The 17004-nt window shown below is 73.1% G+C and carries 18 protein-coding genes and 2 tRNA genes; 16 read left to right on the forward strand and 4 right to left on the reverse strand.

Translation table 11 applies throughout. The features are described 5' to 3' along the window. Positions 1-144: 144 nt before the first annotated feature. The 5 genes from proB (at position 145) to ADK86_RS16670 (ending at position 6028) form a co-directional block, all read left to right on the forward strand. Positions 145-1242 carry a glutamate 5-kinase gene (gene proB / locus ADK86_RS16650; RefSeq protein ID WP_053697283.1) on the forward strand — a complete coding sequence of 366 codons (1098 nt, stop codon included), beginning with the start codon at positions 145-147 and terminating at the stop codon, positions 1240-1242. A 347-nt stretch (positions 1243-1589) separates the two neighbouring features. After that, entirely contained in the window at positions 1590-2075 is a 486-nt protein-coding gene (locus tag ADK86_RS16655; RefSeq protein WP_053697284.1) for a hypothetical protein, read from the forward strand. A gap of 389 nt (positions 2076-2464) precedes the next feature. After that, the gene (locus ADK86_RS16660; protein WP_267888798.1) at positions 2465-4045 is read left to right on the forward strand and encodes a glutamate-5-semialdehyde dehydrogenase; all 1581 of its coding nucleotides are present in this window, start codon (positions 2465-2467) and stop codon (positions 4043-4045) included. 117 nt (positions 4046-4162) lie between these two features. Further along, on the forward strand, positions 4163-4792 hold the full coding sequence (locus ADK86_RS16665) for a hypothetical protein (RefSeq protein ID WP_053697286.1): 630 nt from the start codon (positions 4163-4165) through the stop codon (positions 4790-4792). Positions 4793-4927: 135 nt separating this feature from the next. Beyond that, positions 4928-6028 (forward strand): hypothetical protein, encoded by a 1101-nt coding sequence (locus ADK86_RS16670; RefSeq protein ID WP_053697287.1) that lies wholly within the window; start codon positions 4928-4930, stop codon positions 6026-6028. A gap of 30 nt (positions 6029-6058) precedes the next feature. On the opposite strand, the gene ADK86_RS16675 is transcribed toward ADK86_RS16670, so the two are convergent. After that, positions 6059-7177 (reverse strand): M48 family metallopeptidase, encoded by a 1119-nt coding sequence (locus tag ADK86_RS16675; RefSeq protein WP_053697288.1) that lies wholly within the window; start codon positions 7175-7177, stop codon positions 6059-6061. 141 nt (positions 7178-7318) lie between these two features. Here ADK86_RS16675 and ADK86_RS16680 point away from each other — a divergent pair, with 141 nt between their 5' ends. The 10 genes from ADK86_RS16680 to phsA all read left to right on the forward strand — a co-directional run bounded on the left by ADK86_RS16680 (position 7319) and on the right by phsA (position 14629). Continuing rightward, positions 7319-7498, forward strand: a complete 180-nt coding sequence (locus ADK86_RS16680) for a hypothetical protein (RefSeq protein ID WP_030631113.1) — start codon at positions 7319-7321, stop codon at positions 7496-7498. 183 nt (positions 7499-7681) lie between these two features. Next, complete coding sequence (locus tag ADK86_RS43810; RefSeq protein ID WP_004571988.1) at positions 7682-7843, forward strand: hypothetical protein; 162 nt, start codon at positions 7682-7684, stop codon at positions 7841-7843. 44 nt (positions 7844-7887) lie between these two features. Beyond that, a complete protein-coding gene (gene nadD / locus ADK86_RS16685; RefSeq protein WP_031016281.1) occupies positions 7888-8517 on the forward strand; it encodes a nicotinate-nucleotide adenylyltransferase in 630 nt (209 codons plus the stop codon). Positions 8518-8577: 60 nt separating this feature from the next. After that, positions 8578-10461, forward strand: coding sequence for an LCP family protein (locus ADK86_RS16690; RefSeq protein WP_053697289.1), 1884 nt, complete (start codon positions 8578-8580; stop codon positions 10459-10461). A gap of 171 nt (positions 10462-10632) precedes the next feature. Then, positions 10633-11067 (forward strand): ribosome silencing factor, encoded by a 435-nt coding sequence (gene rsfS, locus ADK86_RS16695; protein WP_030588905.1) that lies wholly within the window; start codon positions 10633-10635, stop codon positions 11065-11067. Continuing rightward, on the forward strand, positions 11064-11717 hold the full coding sequence (locus ADK86_RS16700; protein ID WP_053697290.1) for a histidine phosphatase family protein: 654 nt from the start codon (positions 11064-11066) through the stop codon (positions 11715-11717). The genes rsfS and ADK86_RS16700 overlap by 4 nt, the downstream gene beginning before the upstream one ends. 151 nt (positions 11718-11868) lie before the next feature. Then, positions 11869-11941: transfer RNA gene (locus ADK86_RS16705), tRNA-Ala, on the forward strand. 164 nt (positions 11942-12105) lie between these two features. Beyond that, a complete protein-coding gene (locus tag ADK86_RS16710; RefSeq protein ID WP_030588910.1) occupies positions 12106-12351 on the forward strand; it encodes a hypothetical protein in 246 nt (81 codons plus the stop codon). Between the two features lie 3 nt (positions 12352-12354). Then, positions 12355-12588, forward strand: coding sequence for a hypothetical protein (locus tag ADK86_RS16715; RefSeq protein WP_004571982.1), 234 nt, complete (start codon positions 12355-12357; stop codon positions 12586-12588). A 208-nt stretch (positions 12589-12796) separates the two neighbouring features. After that, on the forward strand, positions 12797-14629 hold the full coding sequence (gene phsA / locus ADK86_RS16720) for an O-aminophenol oxidase PhsA (RefSeq protein WP_053697291.1): 1833 nt from the start codon (positions 12797-12799) through the stop codon (positions 14627-14629). Positions 14630-14643: 14 nt separating this feature from the next. Here the strand turns inward: phsA and ADK86_RS16725 are convergent, their stop codons facing one another. Then, a complete protein-coding gene (locus ADK86_RS16725) occupies positions 14644-15951 on the reverse strand; it encodes a glycosyltransferase 87 family protein (protein WP_078952078.1) in 1308 nt (435 codons plus the stop codon). Positions 15952-16115: 164 nt separating this feature from the next. On the opposite strand from ADK86_RS16725, the gene ADK86_RS16730 reads away from it, so the two are divergent. Continuing rightward, positions 16116-16188 (forward strand) — tRNA-Ala (locus tag ADK86_RS16730). Between the two features lie 104 nt (positions 16189-16292). On the opposite strand, the gene ADK86_RS16735 is transcribed toward ADK86_RS16730, so the two are convergent. Together ADK86_RS16735 and ADK86_RS40925 are read right to left on the reverse strand one after the other, a co-directional pair. Then, on the reverse strand, positions 16293-16700 hold the full coding sequence (locus ADK86_RS16735) for a VOC family protein (RefSeq protein WP_234345896.1): 408 nt from the start codon (positions 16698-16700) through the stop codon (positions 16293-16295). 117 nt (positions 16701-16817) lie between these two features. After that, positions 16818-17004 (reverse strand): ferredoxin (locus ADK86_RS40925; RefSeq protein WP_199834419.1); only part of this gene is annotated, 187 nt, incomplete at its 5' end.

Genomic DNA, 17004 nt, shown 5'->3' on the forward strand with positions numbered 1-17004 from the left:
CGCGCGCACGGGAAGGCCCCGGGCCGGACTCCTGGGGCCTTCCCGCGGTGGTACGAAGGCGTCCGTACGGAAACCTCCCGTACGCGACGGGGGACAGGCGAGCATGAGCAGGCAGGGGTAGCAGTGGCAGGCGCAAGGCAGGACGTGACGGACGCCCGCAGGATCGTGGTCAAGGTCGGCTCGTCCTCGCTGACCACGGCGAGCGGCGGCCTGGACGCGGACCGGGTGGACGCGCTGGTGGACGTGCTGGCCAAGCACCAGGACAAGGAGATCGTGCTGGTCTCCTCCGGCGCCATCGCGGCCGGCCTCGCGCCCCTCGGCCTGGACCGGCGGCCCCGCGACCTGGCCCGGCAGCAGGCCGCCGCCAGCGTCGGCCAGGGCCTGCTGGTCGCCCGCTACACCGCCTCCTTCGCGCGCTACGGACGCCGCGTCGGCCAGATCCTGCTCACCTCCGACGACACCAGCCGCCGCGCCCACTACCGCAACGCCTTCCGCACCCTGGACCAGCTGCTGGCGATGGGCGCCGTCCCGATCGTCAACGAGAACGACACCGTCGCCACCGACGAGATCCGCTTCGGCGACAACGACCGGCTGGCCGCCCTGGTCGCCCACCTCGTACGCGCCGACCTGCTCGTCCTGCTCTCGGACGTGGACGGGCTCTACGACGGCGACCCGGCCACCCCCGGCACCTCCCGGATAGCCGAGGTACGCGGCCCGGCCGACCTGGAGGGCATCTCGATCGGCAGCGCGGGCCGGGCCGGCGTCGGCACCGGCGGCATGGTGACCAAGGTCGAGGCGGCCCGGATCGCCGCGGCTGCCGGCATCCCGGTCGTGCTGACCTCCGCCGTACACGCCGCCGACGCGCTGGCCGGCGGCCCCACCGGCACCCACTTCCTGCGCACCGGCCGCCGCTCCGCCGACCGGCTGCTGTGGCTGGCGCACGCCTCCACCCCGCGCGGCGCGCTGGTGCTGGACGACGGGGCCGTGACGGCCGTCGTCGAGCGGCACTCCTCGCTGCTGCCGGCCGGCATCGCCTCGGTGGAGGGGGAGTTCAGCGCCGGCGACCCGGTCGAACTGCGCGACACCACCGGCCGCGCCGTCGCCCGCGGCCTGGTCAGCTTCGACGCCCGGGAGATCCCCCGGCTGATCGGCCGTTCCACCCGCGACCTCGCCCGCGAACTCGGGCCCGCCTACGAACGCGAGGTCGTGCACCGCGACGATCTGGTCGTACTGGACCACTGACGCCCGTCACGGGGAGCGCGGACACCGGCCGGGAACGGTCCAAAGACCAGCCTTTCCACGGAGACCTTCTCGAAAATGCCCCCGCGACGGGCCGCGGGCTGGTCAACTTTGTTGCGGGGACGCGTCAGGGGAGCGCCGTCCCGCGCGCGAGCGCGCGCTACGTCACAGCAGTGCCGGACCACTGCCGGGGAACCGCCCGCGGCCGGGGCCCGGAGCAGCGCCACCCGCGGTGCCCGGGCCGTCCCGGCGCGGTGGCGCGACCCGCGGCGGCCGGCACCGGCGAAGAGGACCGCATCGATCGGCTCCGCCCGGACGAGCGGAGCGCTACGCACAACAGGAGGCCGCCGGTGAGACGAGGGCGCCCAGGGGCGCTGCCCCGAGGGACGGCGGAACGGGCACTGACCAGCGTCCAGGCCGGCGGGCCGGCGGACGACGACCGCGCCGGGCCGGGCCCGGCGGCGCACGGCGGGCCGGCGGGCGAGCGGCGCGAGGCGTCCCGGCTGTGGCACGTCACCCTCAGCGTCTCGGGGGCCGAGGCCCCCGTACAGGAGGTCCGCCGCGCGCTCGAACAGCTCGCGCACGACCATCCCTTCCTGCTGACCAGCCGCTACGCCGGCGACCACGCCGAGATCCGCTACTGGGAAGAGGCCCGCGACCTGCACGACGCGGCCGCGGTCGCGCTGCGGCTGTGGGGCGAGCACCGCTCCTCGGCCGGGCTGCCACCGTGGGAGATCGTGGGCCTGGAGGTCATCGACCGGGAGACGTACCACCAGCGGGTCGCGGAGGGCTACGGACCGCCGCCTGCTGCTCGGATGGGGGTGCATCCGTACTGACGGGGGGCTCGGTGGGCGGGGCGAGTGCTGGTGGGTGGGCTGTGGTGGGCACGGTGGGCTGTGGCGTCTTGCCGGACGGGTTGTGGCGGCCGGGTGGGCTGTGGCGTCTGGCGGGCGGGCTGCGAGGGGCCTGGTGGCCGGACCTTGAGGGGCCCGGCGCGGTCGTACCGCGGCGTCCCGCCGGACGGATCGGGGACTGTGACGGGTGCGGTGGGCCGACCGCGATGGGTGCGGCGGGCCGGCCACGAAGGGTCCGGTGGACGGACCGGCCGGAGCGGTCGTCCCCGGCGGACTGCGGCACATCCGCGACGGGCCTGGTGGCCGGACCGTGACGGGCCCGGCGCGGACGTACTGCGGCGTCCCGCCGGACGGATCGCGGACTGCGCCGGGTGCGGCGGGCCGACCGCGACGGGCGTGGCGGACAAACCGGCCGGAGCGGTGGTCCCCGGCGGACTGCGGCACATCCGCGACGGGCCTGGTGGCCGGACCCTGACGGGCCCGGCGCGGTCGTACCGCGGCGTCCTGCCGGACGGATCGCGGACTGCGCCGGGCGTGGCGGACCGACCACTACGGGCCCGGCGGACCGACCACGAAGGGCCCGGCGGACGAACCGGCCGGACCGGCCGCCCCCGGCGGACCGCGGCGTCTCGCTCACTGGAACGCGGCGGGTCCCGGTCCGCCGCCCGGCTACGCTTTCCGTCATGACCAGCGAATCAGCGCACTCCTCACCCGTCATCGAGACCGCACGGCGCGCCAAGGAAGCGGCGGCCGTCCTGGCGCCGCAGCCGCGCACCGCGCGCGACGGCGCGCTGCTCGCCATCGCCGACGCCCTGGTGGCCCGTGCGGAGGAGATCGTCGCCGCCAACGCCGGTGACGTCGCCAAGGCGCGGGCCGCGGGCACCGGCGAGTCGCTCGTGGACCGGCTCACCCTGACCCCGGAGCGGGTCACCGCGATGGCCGCCGACGTCCGGGACGTGGTGGCGCTGCCCGACCCGGTGGGTGAGGTGGTGCGCGGCTCCACGCTGCCCAACGGCCTGGACCTGCGGCAGGTCCGCGTCCCGCTGGGCGTCGTCGGGATCATCTACGAGGCCCGCCCGAACGTGACCGTGGACGCCGCCGCGCTGTGCCTGAAGTCGGGCAACGCGGTGCTGCTGCGCGGCTCGTCCTCCGCGTACGCCACGAACAGCGTCCTCGTCGAGGTGCTGCGGGACGCGGTGGCGGGCGTCGGGCTGCCCGCCGACGCCGTACAGCTGGTGCCGGGCGAGAGCCGGGAGTCGGTGCGCGAGCTGATGCGGGCGCGCGGCCTGGTCGACGTGCTGATCCCGCGCGGCGGCGCCTCGCTGATCCGTACGGTCGTGGAGGAGTCCACCGTCCCGGTGATCGAGACCGGCACCGGAAACTGCCATGTCTACGTGGACGAGCACGCCGACATCGACATGGCCCTGGACATCCTGATCAACTCCAAGGCGCAGCGGCCGAGCGTGTGCAATGCCGCCGAAACGGTTCTGGTGCACGCCGGTATCGCCGAGACGTTCCTGCCGCGGGCCCTGGAGGCGCTGACCCAGGCCGGGGTGGTCGTGCACGGCGACACCGCCTGGCAGCAGGCCGGGCCCGGCCTGGTCGCGCCCGCCACGGACGAGGACTGGGCGGCCGAGTACCTCTCGTACGACATCGCCGCGGCCGTCGTGCAGGACCTGGACGCCGCGGTGGCGCACATCCGCCGCTGGTCCTCCGGGCACACCGAGGCGATCGTGACCACCTCGCAGGCGGCGGCCCGCCGCTTCACCCAGCTCGTGGACGCAACGACCGTCGCGGTGAACGCGTCCACCCGTTTCACCGACGGCAGCCAGTTCGGCTTCGGCGCCGAGATCGGCATCTCGACGCAGAAGCTGCACGCCCGCGGCCCGATGGGCCTGCCGGAGCTGACCTCGACGAAGTACGTGGTCACGGGGGACGGCCACACGCGCTGACCGGCCGGGCGGGGAGCGCGCCGCACCCCGGCGGTACGGGCGTGCGGCACACCGGGCCGCGGCCGAATTCCCGTATCTCCCCGCCCACGACCGGCCGCCCGGGGCTAGTCTGGACGGGTGCCGGACGACGTGGGGGGCAAGCCGTTCCCGGACGGCGAGGAGCCCGACGAGCACAGCCATCCGAGCCACGGGGCAGCGGACGAGGAATTCGCCTCCGTGGTCCTCGACGAGGACTTCGTGCGGTCCGCGCGCTTCCACGAACCCACCGCGGTGGAGCGGATGCTGGCCGCCGCCCGGGCCCGCGCGGAGGCCGACGCGGCCCGTTCCCGCCCGGGGTTCGGCACCGATCCGGACGCCGACGACCCGGACGGCCGGCCCCGCGGCTTCGGCCGCCGCCCCGGCCGCGGCTCCGCCGGCGCCCACGCGACCGCCGACCCGGACGCGTACGGCCCCTATGGCCCGTACGGCCCGTACGGCGGCGCCCTGCGCCCGTACCGCTCCAGCGTCCGCTGGCACCGCCCGGTGGCCTGGGTACTCGCCGTGATCATGGGAATCGGGCTGGTCGCGCTGGCCTTCTCCGCGGTCTACCGGGGCGCCTCCGGGGGGCGCACCCAGAATCCGGCACCACCGCCCGCGACCAGCGGCGTGGACGGCCCGCCGACCGTCCGCCCCAGCGTCCTGCCCTCGGCGTCCGCCTCGGCCGCCTCGGAGGCGCCGCCCGTACCGGCCACGCCCCGCGCCCGCTGACCGCGCCCGGCGTGCCGGGCGGTCGCGACCGCGCCCCGGCGCGCCGCAAGTGGGTGGCGCGGCTCCGTAACGGCCCGCCGAACTTGTCCCGTACCAGGGCGTTTACCGACGGCCCCGCAGACCTACTCTTGGGGTATGGCCGGTGCTGGTGACCCTCCCGAAGGGACCCCCGAGGGCGCCGCGGGAGGCGGAGAGGACGAATACCGATCCGTCGTCTTCGACGAATCGTTTGTACGGGCTGCACGCCTTCAGGAGTACTCCGCGAGGGAACGCATGGGGGACCACGCACGGGCCGTACGCACCCGGCACGCCTGGGCCCGGCTCGGTGGCGCCCGGCAGGCCGTCATCCTCGCCCTGCTGATCGTCCTCGCCTTCGGCACCGCGATCTACATGGGCATCCGGCATCCGTACCGGCCGCCCGAGCCGATGGCGGCCGAGCCGCTGCGGTCCACGGTCGTGCCGCTGGCGCCGGCCGGCGCCGTGCCGGGCGGCACGGCGGCGGACCTCTTCGCGCGCAGCCCGGCCGCGCAGTACCGCGTCGGCGCGGCGGGCGTGAACCTGCCCGCCGTCGGCCGCACCGAGCACTTCTCCGACGGCCAGGTCGTCTCCGCCCTGTCCATCGTCAAGGACTACCTCGTGCGCTCCTCGATCGACCCGGCCACCCTGACGGGCGGGTCCGTACGGCCGGTGGGACTGCTGCTCAAACCCAGCCAGCTCGACCAGTTCGACCGGAGCCTCGCGCATCCGGCCGACGACGGGCGGCACGCGGCCACCGGCTGGCTGACCCGCTTCGACCCGGCCCGGGTGGAGCTGGCCGATCCGAACGTACGGGTGAGCGGCACGCTTTCGGCCACCGAGGTCGGTGCGGACGCGCTGGAGGTCAGCGCCGACTTCACCTTCGCCTACGCGGTACGCCCGGCCGCCGCGAAGGGCGCGGCGGGCCAACGGAGCGCCGCCGCCTCACTGTTCACCGTCCGCCGCGACCTGCGCTTCCGCATCGGGCGCGACGACCTGAACGACCACCGCCTGGAGGTGCTGCAGAGCAACCTCCAGGCCGGGCCGATGTCCTGCTCCGCCGGCGCGGCGAGCGAACTGCGCCCGCTGCTCGCCGGGCAGCGCGCCGCGGACACCGGGCCCGAGGGCACCGATCCGTACGCCCGTGGCCGGACGAACACGGGCCTGTGCGGGAAGCTGGCGCCCGGCGCCCAGCCGGGCCCGGCCCCCGCGGACGGTTAGCGCCCGGCCGGGCCCTCGCCTTCCCGGCCGTCAGCGCCCGCTCGGGCCCTCCGGGCCGCCGGCGTCCGGGCCGTCCGTACCGCCGGTGCCGTTGGCGCCGCCCGGGCCGCCGGGCCGGGAGCCGCCGCGGAAGACCGTGTCCCGCAGCTTGCCGCCCAGGTCGCCGGCGCCGCCGGCTATGTCGCGCACCAGGCCCATCAGCGGGTCCTTGCTCGTACGCACCGACTCGGCGTAGTGCGCGGCGGACTCGCGGAAGGAGTCGGAGACCGAGGTGTCCTTGTCCTCCTCCTTGCGCGGGTAGTGGCCGTCCATGATGCGCTGGTAGTCGCGGCTGGCGGACCACTTCTTCAGCTCGGCGGCGCGCACGGTGGTGAAGGGGTGGCTGCGCGGGAGCATGTTCAGCACCTTCAGGACGGAGTCGCGCAGGTCGCCGCCGGCTTCGTACTCATCGGCCTGCTGGAGGAACGCGTCCACGTTCATCTCGTGCAGGTGGTTGCCGCCGGCCAGCTTCATCAGACCGCGCATGGACGCCTGCAGGTCCTGCCCGACCAGCAGTCCCGCCCGGTCCGCCGACAGCTCCGACTTGCGGAACCACTCGCGCAGCGCCGTCACGATCGCCATCACCGCGACGTTGCCCAGCGGAATCCAGGCGATCTTCAGCGCGAGGCTGGTCAGGAACAGCAGGACGGTGCGGTAGACCGCGTGGCCGGACAGCGCGTGGCCGACCTCGTGGCCGATGACCGCGCGCATCTCCTCCTCGTCGAGCAGCTCGACCAGGCCGGTGGTCAGGACGATGATGGGCTCGTCCAGGCCGATGCACATGGCGTTCGGCTGGGGGTCCTGGGTCACGTACATCGGCGGGACCTTCTCCAGGTCCAGGATGTAACACGCGTCCCGCAGCATGTCGTTGAGGTGCGCGAACTGCTGGTCGCCGACCCGCACCGAGTCCGACAGGAACATCAGCCGCAGGCTGCGCTCCGGCAACAGGCCGCTGAGCGTCTTGAAGACGGTGTCGAACCCGCTCAGCTTGCGCAGGGCCACGAGCGCGGAGCGGTCCGCCGGGTGCTCGTAGGCGCGGGACGAGATCCCGGGGAACCGCCTGCGGTCCCGGCTCGGTACGCGCTCGCTGCCGCCTGGGCTCTCCGTCATTGGGGCCTCCCCCTGTTCGACTGCGTGTGATTCAGACTAGAGGACGCCACTGACAGCGGTTTGGATGCCCAGGCGTACGCTGGCGAGCGCACCAGGGGCGCGCAGATGCCCACATGCCCGTACAAAGGGAGCGCTTGACTCATGCCGAACACGAGCGTGCTGCTCGCCGCCGCGGCGGAGACCTCGAAGAACGACGGGCCGGGCTGGGTCCTGCGCACCGTCCTGATCGTCGGCATTCTCGGCGCGGTGTTCCTCGCGTGGGTCCTGCTGCGCAATTACGGGAAGGACGACAGGGACGGCAACGGCGACGACCGCCGCTGACCGGACCGTCCCGTCCCTCCGCCCGTTCGTCCGTTCGCCCGCCGGGGCGGGCACCGCGCACACCCGCGCGCACGGGCGTGCGAGCGCCCTCCCGGCGGAGTCGGCGTGAGCCGCGGGCGGGCTCACGCATACGATGTGGCGGAAGTCTCTGTCCGAACCCATCCTGGATTGGCCTAGCCGACGATGAGCCTGCACACCACCGCACAGCACCTGGTCACCCTCGCCGAAGGCGGTCAGGAGGGGGGCGGCCACGAAAGCCTCAGCCCGTTCGTCACGGGTGGCGGCGCCCTGATTGCCCTGCTTCTCCTGCTGTGGATCACCACCCGCTTCAACCGGGACCGCTGAGGGCGGCACCCGGCACCGCGCAGCGCCCAGTAGGGTCTGCACGCATGGGAGAGCAGACAGGGCCCGTGAAGCGGCGGCTCGGAGTGATGGGCGGAACGTTCGACCCGATCCATCACGGACACCTGGTCGCCGCCAGCGAGGTGGCCAGCCAGTTCCACCTCGACGAGGTCATCTTCGTGCCGACGGGGCAGCCGTGGCAGAAGAGCCACAAGACGGTGTCCCCGGCCGAGGACCGGTATCTGATGACGGTCATCGCGACCGCGTCCAACCCGCAGTTCTCCGTCAGCCGCATCGACATCGATCGCGGCGGCAAGACCTACACCATCGACACGCTGCGCGAGCTGCACCAGCAGCACCGTGACGCGGACCTCTTCTTCATCACCGGCGCCGACGCGCTCGGCCAGATCCTGACCTGGCACGACGCGCCGGAGCTGTTCTCGCTCGCCCACTTCATCGGGGTGACCAGGCCCGGGCACATACTCGCCGACCCCGGGCTGCCCGAAGGGGCGGTGTCCCTGGTCGAGGTGCCGGCCCTGGCCATCTCCTCGACCGACTGCCGGGCGCGCGTCGCCCAGGGGGATCCGGTCTGGTACCTGGTTCCGGACGGTGTCGTGCGCTACATCGACAAGCGCGAGCTGTACCGCGAGGACCCGGCCGGCCACGACGGCCGTTGACATCCGCTGACGACGGCCGCCGACGACGACCGCCGACGGGGCTCACGGAAAGGGGCACCGGTGAACGACCGACAGGACCCGTACGTGCCGCAGGACCCGTATGCCCACCAGGAGCAGCAGGGACAGCAAGCGCCGCAGCAAAGCCGGCCGTACGCTTACGACGCCTACGGGCGGCCGCTCTACCAGGAGGCGCCGCAGCAGGTCGCGTACGACCAGTACGGGCAGCCGGTGGGCTACGACCCGTATGGCGGCCAGGCTCCGTACGACCCTTATGGCCAGCAGCACGGCGGGCAGCCGGGCGCCGGGCCGCAGATCCCTGGGCAGCAGGGGTCGGGACAGCAGGGGTACGGCTACGACCCGTACGGCCACCAGCAGGCGCCCCAGGAGCAGTACGGCCAGCAGTACGACCCGTACGGCAACCCCCAGCAGGTCCATCAGCAACAGCAGCAGATGCCGCACCAGCAGCAACAGCAGCAGGGGTGGATTCCGCAGCAGTCGGCGCAGCCGTCGTACGAGCAGGTCTCCTACCAGGAGCCGGAGCAGCAGCCGTACGGACAGCCCGCCCAGCAGCCTGCTCAGCAGCCCGTCCAGTCGCACGCCCAGTCGCCCGCCCAGGAGACCGGTGACCGGGCGCCGCGCGGCCGGACGGCGGACACCGCGGACCGGGCGGCGTCCCAGGGCCCCGACGGTGCCCCGGACTACCGCACCGAGCAGTTCTCCTTCATCGAGGAGCCGGCCGAGGACTCGGAAGACGTCATCGACTGGCTCAAGTTCACCGAGAGCCGCACCGAGCGGCGCGAGGAGGCCAAGCGGCGCGGGCGCAGCCGCAAGGTCATGCTGATAGTGCTGCTGGTCCTGCTGCTCGTCGGCGGCGTCGGCTACCTGTGGTGGGCGGGCAAACTGCCCGGCCTCTCGGGTGCCGGGGCGGGCAAGGAGGGCGGGGCCGCCGGACAGAAGCGCGACGTGCTCGTCGTGCACCTGAAGGACCCGAAGGGCAACAGCAGCACCGCGCTCCTGGTGGACAACGAGGGCGCCCACAAGGGCACCACCGTCCTGCTGCCCAACAACCTCGCGGTCTCCACCGAGGACGGCGGGTCCACCACCCTGGCCAAGTCCGTCAAGGACCAGGGCATCGACCCCACCAGGGAGGCCCTGAACACCTTGTTCGGTGCCGACATCAAGGCCAGCTGGCGGCTGGACACCCCGTACCTGGAGAACCTGGTCGAGACGACCGGCGGCATCACGGTGGACACCGACGCCACCGTGCCCGGGGCCAAGAAGGGCGACAATCCGCTGGTCAAGCAGGGCAAGGCGCAGGAGCTGAACGGCCAGGCGGCCGTCGCGTACGCCACCTACCAGGCGCCCGGCGAGCCGCAGACCAAGCAGCTGGAGCGCTTCGGACAGGTGATGCAGGCCACCCTGAAGAAGGTCTCCAGCGACGCGGACGGCGCGACGGCCACCGTGAAGTCGCTCCTCCAGGTCCTGGACCCGCCGCTCACCGAGGCGGAGCTGGGCAGCTCGCTCGCCCAGCGGGCCGAGCTGGCGAAGTCCGGCGCCTACGGGACCACTCTGCTGCCGGTGCAGCCGGACGGGACGCTCGGCAAGCAGGCGGCGGACGGCGTGGTCAAGGAGGTGCTCGGCGGCACCCTCAAGAAGACCGACCCCAGCGCCACCGCCCGGATCAGCGTCCAGAACGCCACCGGCAAGAAGGAGGCGACCGACAAGGCGCGGATCGCCCTGGTCAACGGCGGCTACTCGTTCGTCGACGGCGGTACGGCGGCGGCGAAGCCCGCCTCCGAGGTGACGTACGCGGACGCCGCCCAGAAGGCGAAGGCCGAGGAGGCCGCCAAGACGCTGGGCCTGCCGGCCGGCGCGGTCAAGCAGGGCAAGGCCGCCCCGAACGCGGACGTGACGATCGTCCTGGGGCAGGACTACAAGGGCTGAGGGCCGGGCGGGGCGCGGTACGGACGACGGGTCCGGCCGCCCCGGCCCGGCCGGGCCCCGTATACGGGCGGCGTCTCGGCAGCGGGCCCCCGCCCGTAAAGTCCGGCGGGAGTGTCGGCGGTCCGTGAGACCCTTGGTGGGTACCTGACCACCGATCCCGAAAGCTGGATTGTGACCGCCACCGACCGCTCCATCGAGCTCATCCAGGCCGCCGCGCAGGCGGCCGCCGACAAGCTCGCGCACGACATCATCGCCTACGACGTCAGCGACGTGCTCTCGATCACCGATGCGTTCCTGCTGGCCTCGGCCCCCAACGACCGCCAGGTCAAGTCGATCGTCGACGAGATCGAGGAGCGGCTGAACAAGGACCTGGGCGCCAAGCCGGTGCGCCGCGAGGGCGACCGCGAGGCCCGCTGGGTGCTGCTCGACTACGTGGACGTCGTCATCCACGTCCAGCACAGCGAGGAGCGCGTCTTCTACGCCCTTGAGCGGCTCTGGAAGGACTGCCCCGAGCTGGACCTGCCCGAGGAGGCCAAGGCCACCCGCGGCAAGGCCGCAGCGCACGCCGAGGCCACCGCGGCCGAGCAGGACGGAGAGCTGAGCTGAACGGCACCAAGGGCGGCCGGGGCCGCCGCATAGTCCTGTGGCGCCACGGCCAGACGGCGTGGAACCTGGAGCGCCGCTTCCAGGGCACCACCGACATCGAGCTGACCGAGGAGGGCCTGGCGCAGGCGCGCCGCGCCGCCCGGCTTCTCGCGGCCCTCGAACCGGACGCGATCATCGCCTCCGACCTGCGCCGCGCCACCGCCACGGCCGGTGAGCTGGCGGCCGTCACCGGCCTGGAGATCACGTACGACGAAGCGCTGCGCGAGACGTACGCGGGCGCCTGGCAGGGCCTGACCCACGAGGAGATCGTGGAGCGGTACGGCGAGCAGTACGCCGCGTGGAAGCGCGGCGAGCCCGTGCGGCGCGGCGGCGGCGAGCTGGAGACCGAGGTGGCCGACCGCGCGGCCCCCGTCGTGGAGCGCAACGCGGACAAGCTGCCGGACGGCGGCACCCTGGTCGTGGTCAGCCACGGCGGCACGATCCGTACGACCATCGGGCGGCTGCTGGGGCTGGAGTCCCGCCACTGGGAGGGGCTGGGCGGCCTGTCGAACTGCTGCTGGTCCGTGCTCGGCGAGGGCGCACGCGGCTGGCGCCTGCTGGAGCACAACGCCGGCACGCTGCCGGAGCCGGTGCTCGGCGACGACACCTGAGCGGGCCTCCCGCGGGCCGCGGCGAGGCCCCGCGGACCGCCCCGCCGGCGGCCCGGAGGGACCGGATTTCACATCTGGGCAGGTCGCAGGCTAAAGTTCTTCTTGTTCGCGGCGCCGCCAGGGAAAACCCCGGAGGAGCGGAACAAGACCCGGGGCTATAGCTCAGTTGGTAGAGCGCCTGCATGGCATGCAGGAGGTCAGGAGTTCAATTCTCCTTAGCTCCACACCTCGGATGATCCCGTCTCCCGCTCAGGGAGGCGGGATCATTGCGTATCCAGATGCCCGGCAGCGGCGGTGTGCTGATCGAAGCCGCCACGGCAGCGGGACTGACCCGGTCGGCGGTCCGTGGCAGAATTCGGACGGCGCCGGCAGGGGAGGAGAGGACGCGATGCCCACGAGCATCATGGAGGAGGTCGAGGACCCGTACGCCGCGCCCGCGGCCCGGGGATCCGGCCCGCTGCCGGAGACCGCGCCCCGCCCCAGCCATGACGCCCGGCCCGCCGGCGCCGTGTGCGGCACGGCCGGCGCCGTCCTCCAGTGCCCCTCCTGCGGCTCGCCCCACGTGGCCCAGGTGCTGGGCGACAACGGCGGCATCTCGTTCGTGTGTACGGCCTGCGGCCACAGCTGGAGCTGACGGATGGGCGCTCACAGCAGGAAATGCGACTGGTGCGGCAGCGGAACGCCGATCGTGCGGGACATGGAGCCGGTCAACGCCGACTACCAGTACTGGTGCGAGGAGTGCGCGCGGGCGCTCGTCATAAAGGGCGACCCCATCGAGACGTACCGCGAACTCGACGGGGAGCCGATCTACGGGCGGCTGCTGGACGAGCACTGCACGCTGAAGCGTTTCTATTCGTTCGCCACGGCCTAGGCGCGGGGCTCGGGCGGGCGGGGCGGATCTCGGGCGGGGACGTTCCGTAGGCGGGCGGGCGCGGCCCGGTGGTGCGGCAGGCGCGCGAAATCTTCCCCCGATTTCTTCGGGAGGGCGGAACTCCGCACGAACGCGGGCGCGTTGACGGGGCGAAAGCTGCCGCCGGAGACGGCCGGCGGCACGGGGGAAGCACTACGGGGGTCGCGTCATGAGCGACATGACCATCAATCCTGTCCGGGAAGCACCGGCGCATCCGCCCCGCGACGCGCACAAGCGGGCGGCCGTGGCCGGGCTGACACCCTTCATCGACGCGCTGCGTGTCCCGCCCGTCCTGCGGCCGGGCCGCAAGGAGGCGCTGCGCGGCATCGACATCGACCAGACCACCACCTGGGTGCGGCTGCACTCCGAGCTGCCGCCGACGAAGGTGTGGGCGTACGACGGCCACTATCCGGGCCCGACGATCGAGGTGCGCCGCGGCCGGCGGCTGCGCGTCAACTGGAACAACCGCCTCACCGGCACCCATCCGGTGACGGCCTTCGAGGCGAAGCAGGCCGTCGGCGCGCCGCCGCCGACCGACGAGCCGGGCCGCCGCGGGGACGGCACGTTGCTGGACGGCGTCGCCGCCCTCCCGCCCTGGACGGTCACGCATGTGCACGGCGCGGTGACCGGCGGCGGCAACGACGGCTGGTCGGAGAACGCCGTCCTGCCCGGCGACACCCAGCGCGCGGAGTATCCCAACGACCACCGCGCGACGGCCTGGTGGTACCACGACCACGCCATGGACATCACGCGGTGGAACGTCTTCGCGGGCCTGACGGGCATGTACCTGATCCGCGACGACGAGGAGGACATGCTCCATCTGCCCTCCGGGCGGCGGGAGATACCGCTCGTCATCCAGGACCGCAACCTCGACACGGACGCCGAGGGCCGCCTGACGGGTCGTCTGCTCCACAAGACCCTGATCGGGCGACTGGACAAGGAGGGCAAGAACGTCACCCAGCCCTTCGTCGGCCCGTACACCCTCGTCAACGGCATCATCTGGCCGTACGCCGACGTCGAGGCGTGCTGGTACCGCTTCCGGGTGCTGAACGCGGCGAACAGCCGCACCTTCCGGCTCCGGCTGGTGGACGACGCCACCGGTGTGCCGGTGACGGGCGCGATGTGGCAGATCGGCTCCGACGGCGGGCTGCTGCCGCGCCCGGTCCCGGGGGACGAGGAACTGCCCGTCGCGCCCGCCGAGCGGCTGGACGTGCTGGTCGACTTCGGCCGGCTGCGCGGCCGTACGCTCCGGCTCGTCAACGCGGACCCCAGGGTGGCGTATCCGGACGTGATGCAGTTCCGGGTGGGCGCGGCGCGGGTGCCCGACCCGTTCGTGCTGCCACAGGTGATCTCACCGTCGTTCGAGCGGCTCACCCACGGCTCGGTGCCCGCCCACGAGCACCGGCTCATCGCCCTCACCCCGCCCGGCGCGGTCGGCAACTACCACCCCGAAATGTGGGAGATGCGGGAGGTCCCCGAGACGGAGGTGCGGATCCCCTCCGAGGGCGTCATCCAGATCCGCGGCACGAGCGGCACGGTCCGCACCTACCGCCGTACGGCCCGGATGTTCGACGACGCGCTCGGCCACCTGGTCCGCTACGGCGACTGGGAGCAGTGGAGCTTCCTGAACCTGGGCGGCATCAGCCACCCGATGCACCTCCACCTCGTCGACTTCCAGGTGCTGGCCCGGCACCGCTACCCAGCCGACCCGAACACCCCGTACGACCGTGATCTCGGCGGCACCCGCGCCCCGCTCGACTACGGCGGCCCGGAGCCGATATCCCCCGGTGACCAGGGCTGGAAGGACGTCATACAGGTCCCGCCGGGCGAGATGGTGAAGGTGATCGGCCGCTTCCAGGGCGCCACCGGCCGGTTCATGTACCACTGCCACATCCTGGAGCACGAGGACACGGGGATGATGCGCCCGTTCGTCGTCATGCCGCGCGAGGTGCTGAAGTTCCATCACCACCTGCCGGGCGGGCACGGCCACGACGGCCACTGAGAGGGCCGGGAACCCTACGGAGTCGTACGGTCCCGTCGCAGCAGTACGGCGGTCAGAGCCAGGAAGGCCAGTCCGGCGATCGGGTAGATGCCGGACAGCAGCATCTGGCCGCCGTTCTGGTGGAGTTCCTCGTGGTGGTGGTAGCGGTGCGGCACGAACCAGAGGGCGTACGAGCAGAAGAGGAGGCCCATCGCGAGCGTCCCCGCCCACCACCGCTTGCCGCTGCGGCTGCCGAAGCCGCCGCGGGCCATCGCCTCCGAGCCGAGCAGGATCAGCATCGGCACGCCCCACACCCAGTGGTGCGACCAGGAGATCGGGCTGACCAGCAGGGCGGTCACCGCGCAGGCGACGGCCGCCCAGGCCCGGCGGCCGCGCAGCAGCGCGCCGGCGGCGAGGGCCAGCCCGAGGACGGCGACGATCACCGCTGCCGCCGGCCACCACAGGCCCGGGTCATGGGTGTGCAGCAGCCGGGCCAGCGCGCCGCGCAGCGACTGGTTGGCGGTGATCTCGACCTCGCCGACCCGGTCGGCGGCGAAGATGATCTCCGTCCAGAAGCGCCGGGAGTCGTGCGGCAGCACGAGCGCGGACAGCAGCGCGGTGCCCAGGAAGGTGAGGCAGGCCACGGCGGTCTGCCGCAGCCAGGGGTTCCACGCGCCCCGCGGACCCGCGCCTGCGCGCAGGCGCTGCCAGCCCCGTACGAGACCGGCCAGCGCGAGGAAGACGGCGAACAGGGCCGGGGTGAGCTTGATGCCCGCCGCCAGGCCGATGCCGACACCGGCCCACCGGTTGGTGTCCTTGCGGGTCAGGTCCCACAGGACCAGCACGGCGAGCAGCAGGTTGATCTGCCCGTAGCGCAGCGTCGTCCACACCGGCTCGCACCAGACCAGCAGCGCGGCCACGGCGAGCGCAGCGGCGAGCGGGGGTATGCGCCGGGGACGGCCGGCGAGCCGGAGGCCGAGGTGCACGACCGCCACCAGCAGCAGGAGGTTGCCGAGGGTGGCGAGGGTGCGCATCTCCGGCACGCCGACCAGCGTCAGCGGCGTGAACAGCAGCGCCGCGAAGGGCGGGTAGGTGTTGGGCAGGTTCGCGGACGTCGCGACCATGTCGTAGAGGTCCTCGCCGTTGCGGGCGGTCCAGCCCTCGGCGCGGTAGACCATCAGGTCGATCATCGTCACGTGCGCCAGCCGCTGCACGATCCAGAAGGCGGCGAAGGAGACCGCGCAGCCCACGGCCGCCATCAGCAGCGGACGGCGGCGGACGAAGTCCCTCAGCGGGGTACGGCCGCCGGGTGCGGCGGACCGTTCCAGCTCCAGCGCGGACACGGCGTACAGCTCCCCAGGACGAATCGGGCACGGCCCGCCGACAGTACATCGAGCCGCCCCGAGGGGACCGCGGACAATCGATTTGGCAGAAGGCGGGGAGGTCCGTGTAATGTAGGCGATGCCGCAGCGGGGAGCCGGAAGGAAAACCGCGGCGGACCAAGCAAGGGGCTATAGCTCAGTTGGTAGAGCGCCTGCATGGCATGCAGGAGGTCAGGAGTTCAATTCTCCTTAGCTCCACAGCAGGACGACGGTGAGTCAGCTCACGGAGTCCACGAGATCCCGCCCGGTCGATGCGACCGGGCGGGATCTTTCGTTTCCCGGTGCTTCCGCGGTCCGCGGGGTCAGTGGCCGTCCGGGGTCGGCCGGTGGTGGACGTACTCCACGACCGTGCCGTCCGGGTGCCGGGCGTTGAACGCGGCCCCGGTCGGTACCTCCTGGAGCGGGAAGATGATCTCCGCCCCTTCGGCGACGAGCTTTTCGTGGTACGGGCGTACGTCGTCCACCAGCAGCGTGCCGACGGTGGAGCGGAAGGGGCGCAGGTCCTCCTCGCCGCCTTCGATGAGCAGGAAGGCGCCGACCGTCGCCAGCCGGAGGTTCTTGGCGGGGAAGGAGAACCGGGCGTCCGCCTCGCGGTCCTGCAGGCGCTCGTAGAACGCGATGCTCGCGTCCAGCCCGCCCGGCTCCACGAATACGCGGATGAGGACACGCGGTTCGGCGAGACCGGAGGAGTCGGTGCGCTTGCGCCACACGGCGGCGGGGGTGTGGTGTCCGTCCAGGTGATCAGCTTGGCATGGGCATGCGCCGGGCGAGGGGCGTTTCCGGAACGCCTCGGCCCGCCGCCGGACGGCCCGGTGACGCCCGGCCGCTCAGGGCTTCTCCAGGCGCAGGGCGAGGGCGGGGCAGCGGCGGACGGCGCGCTGGGCGTGGGGGTGGAGGCGGGGCGGGAGGGGGGGGTCCGTGATCAGGGGGGAGCCGTCCGGGGCCCGGGGGACGGGTTCGGGGAGCAGCCGCGCGCCCAAGCCGGGGCCCCCGCACAGCGTCCAATCCCCCGCC

It is taken from the genome of Streptomyces sp. NRRL F-5755 (genome assembly GCF_001279365.1).
In the GTDB taxonomy this organism is placed as follows: domain Bacteria; phylum Actinomycetota; class Actinomycetes; order Streptomycetales; family Streptomycetaceae; genus Streptomyces; species Streptomyces rimosus.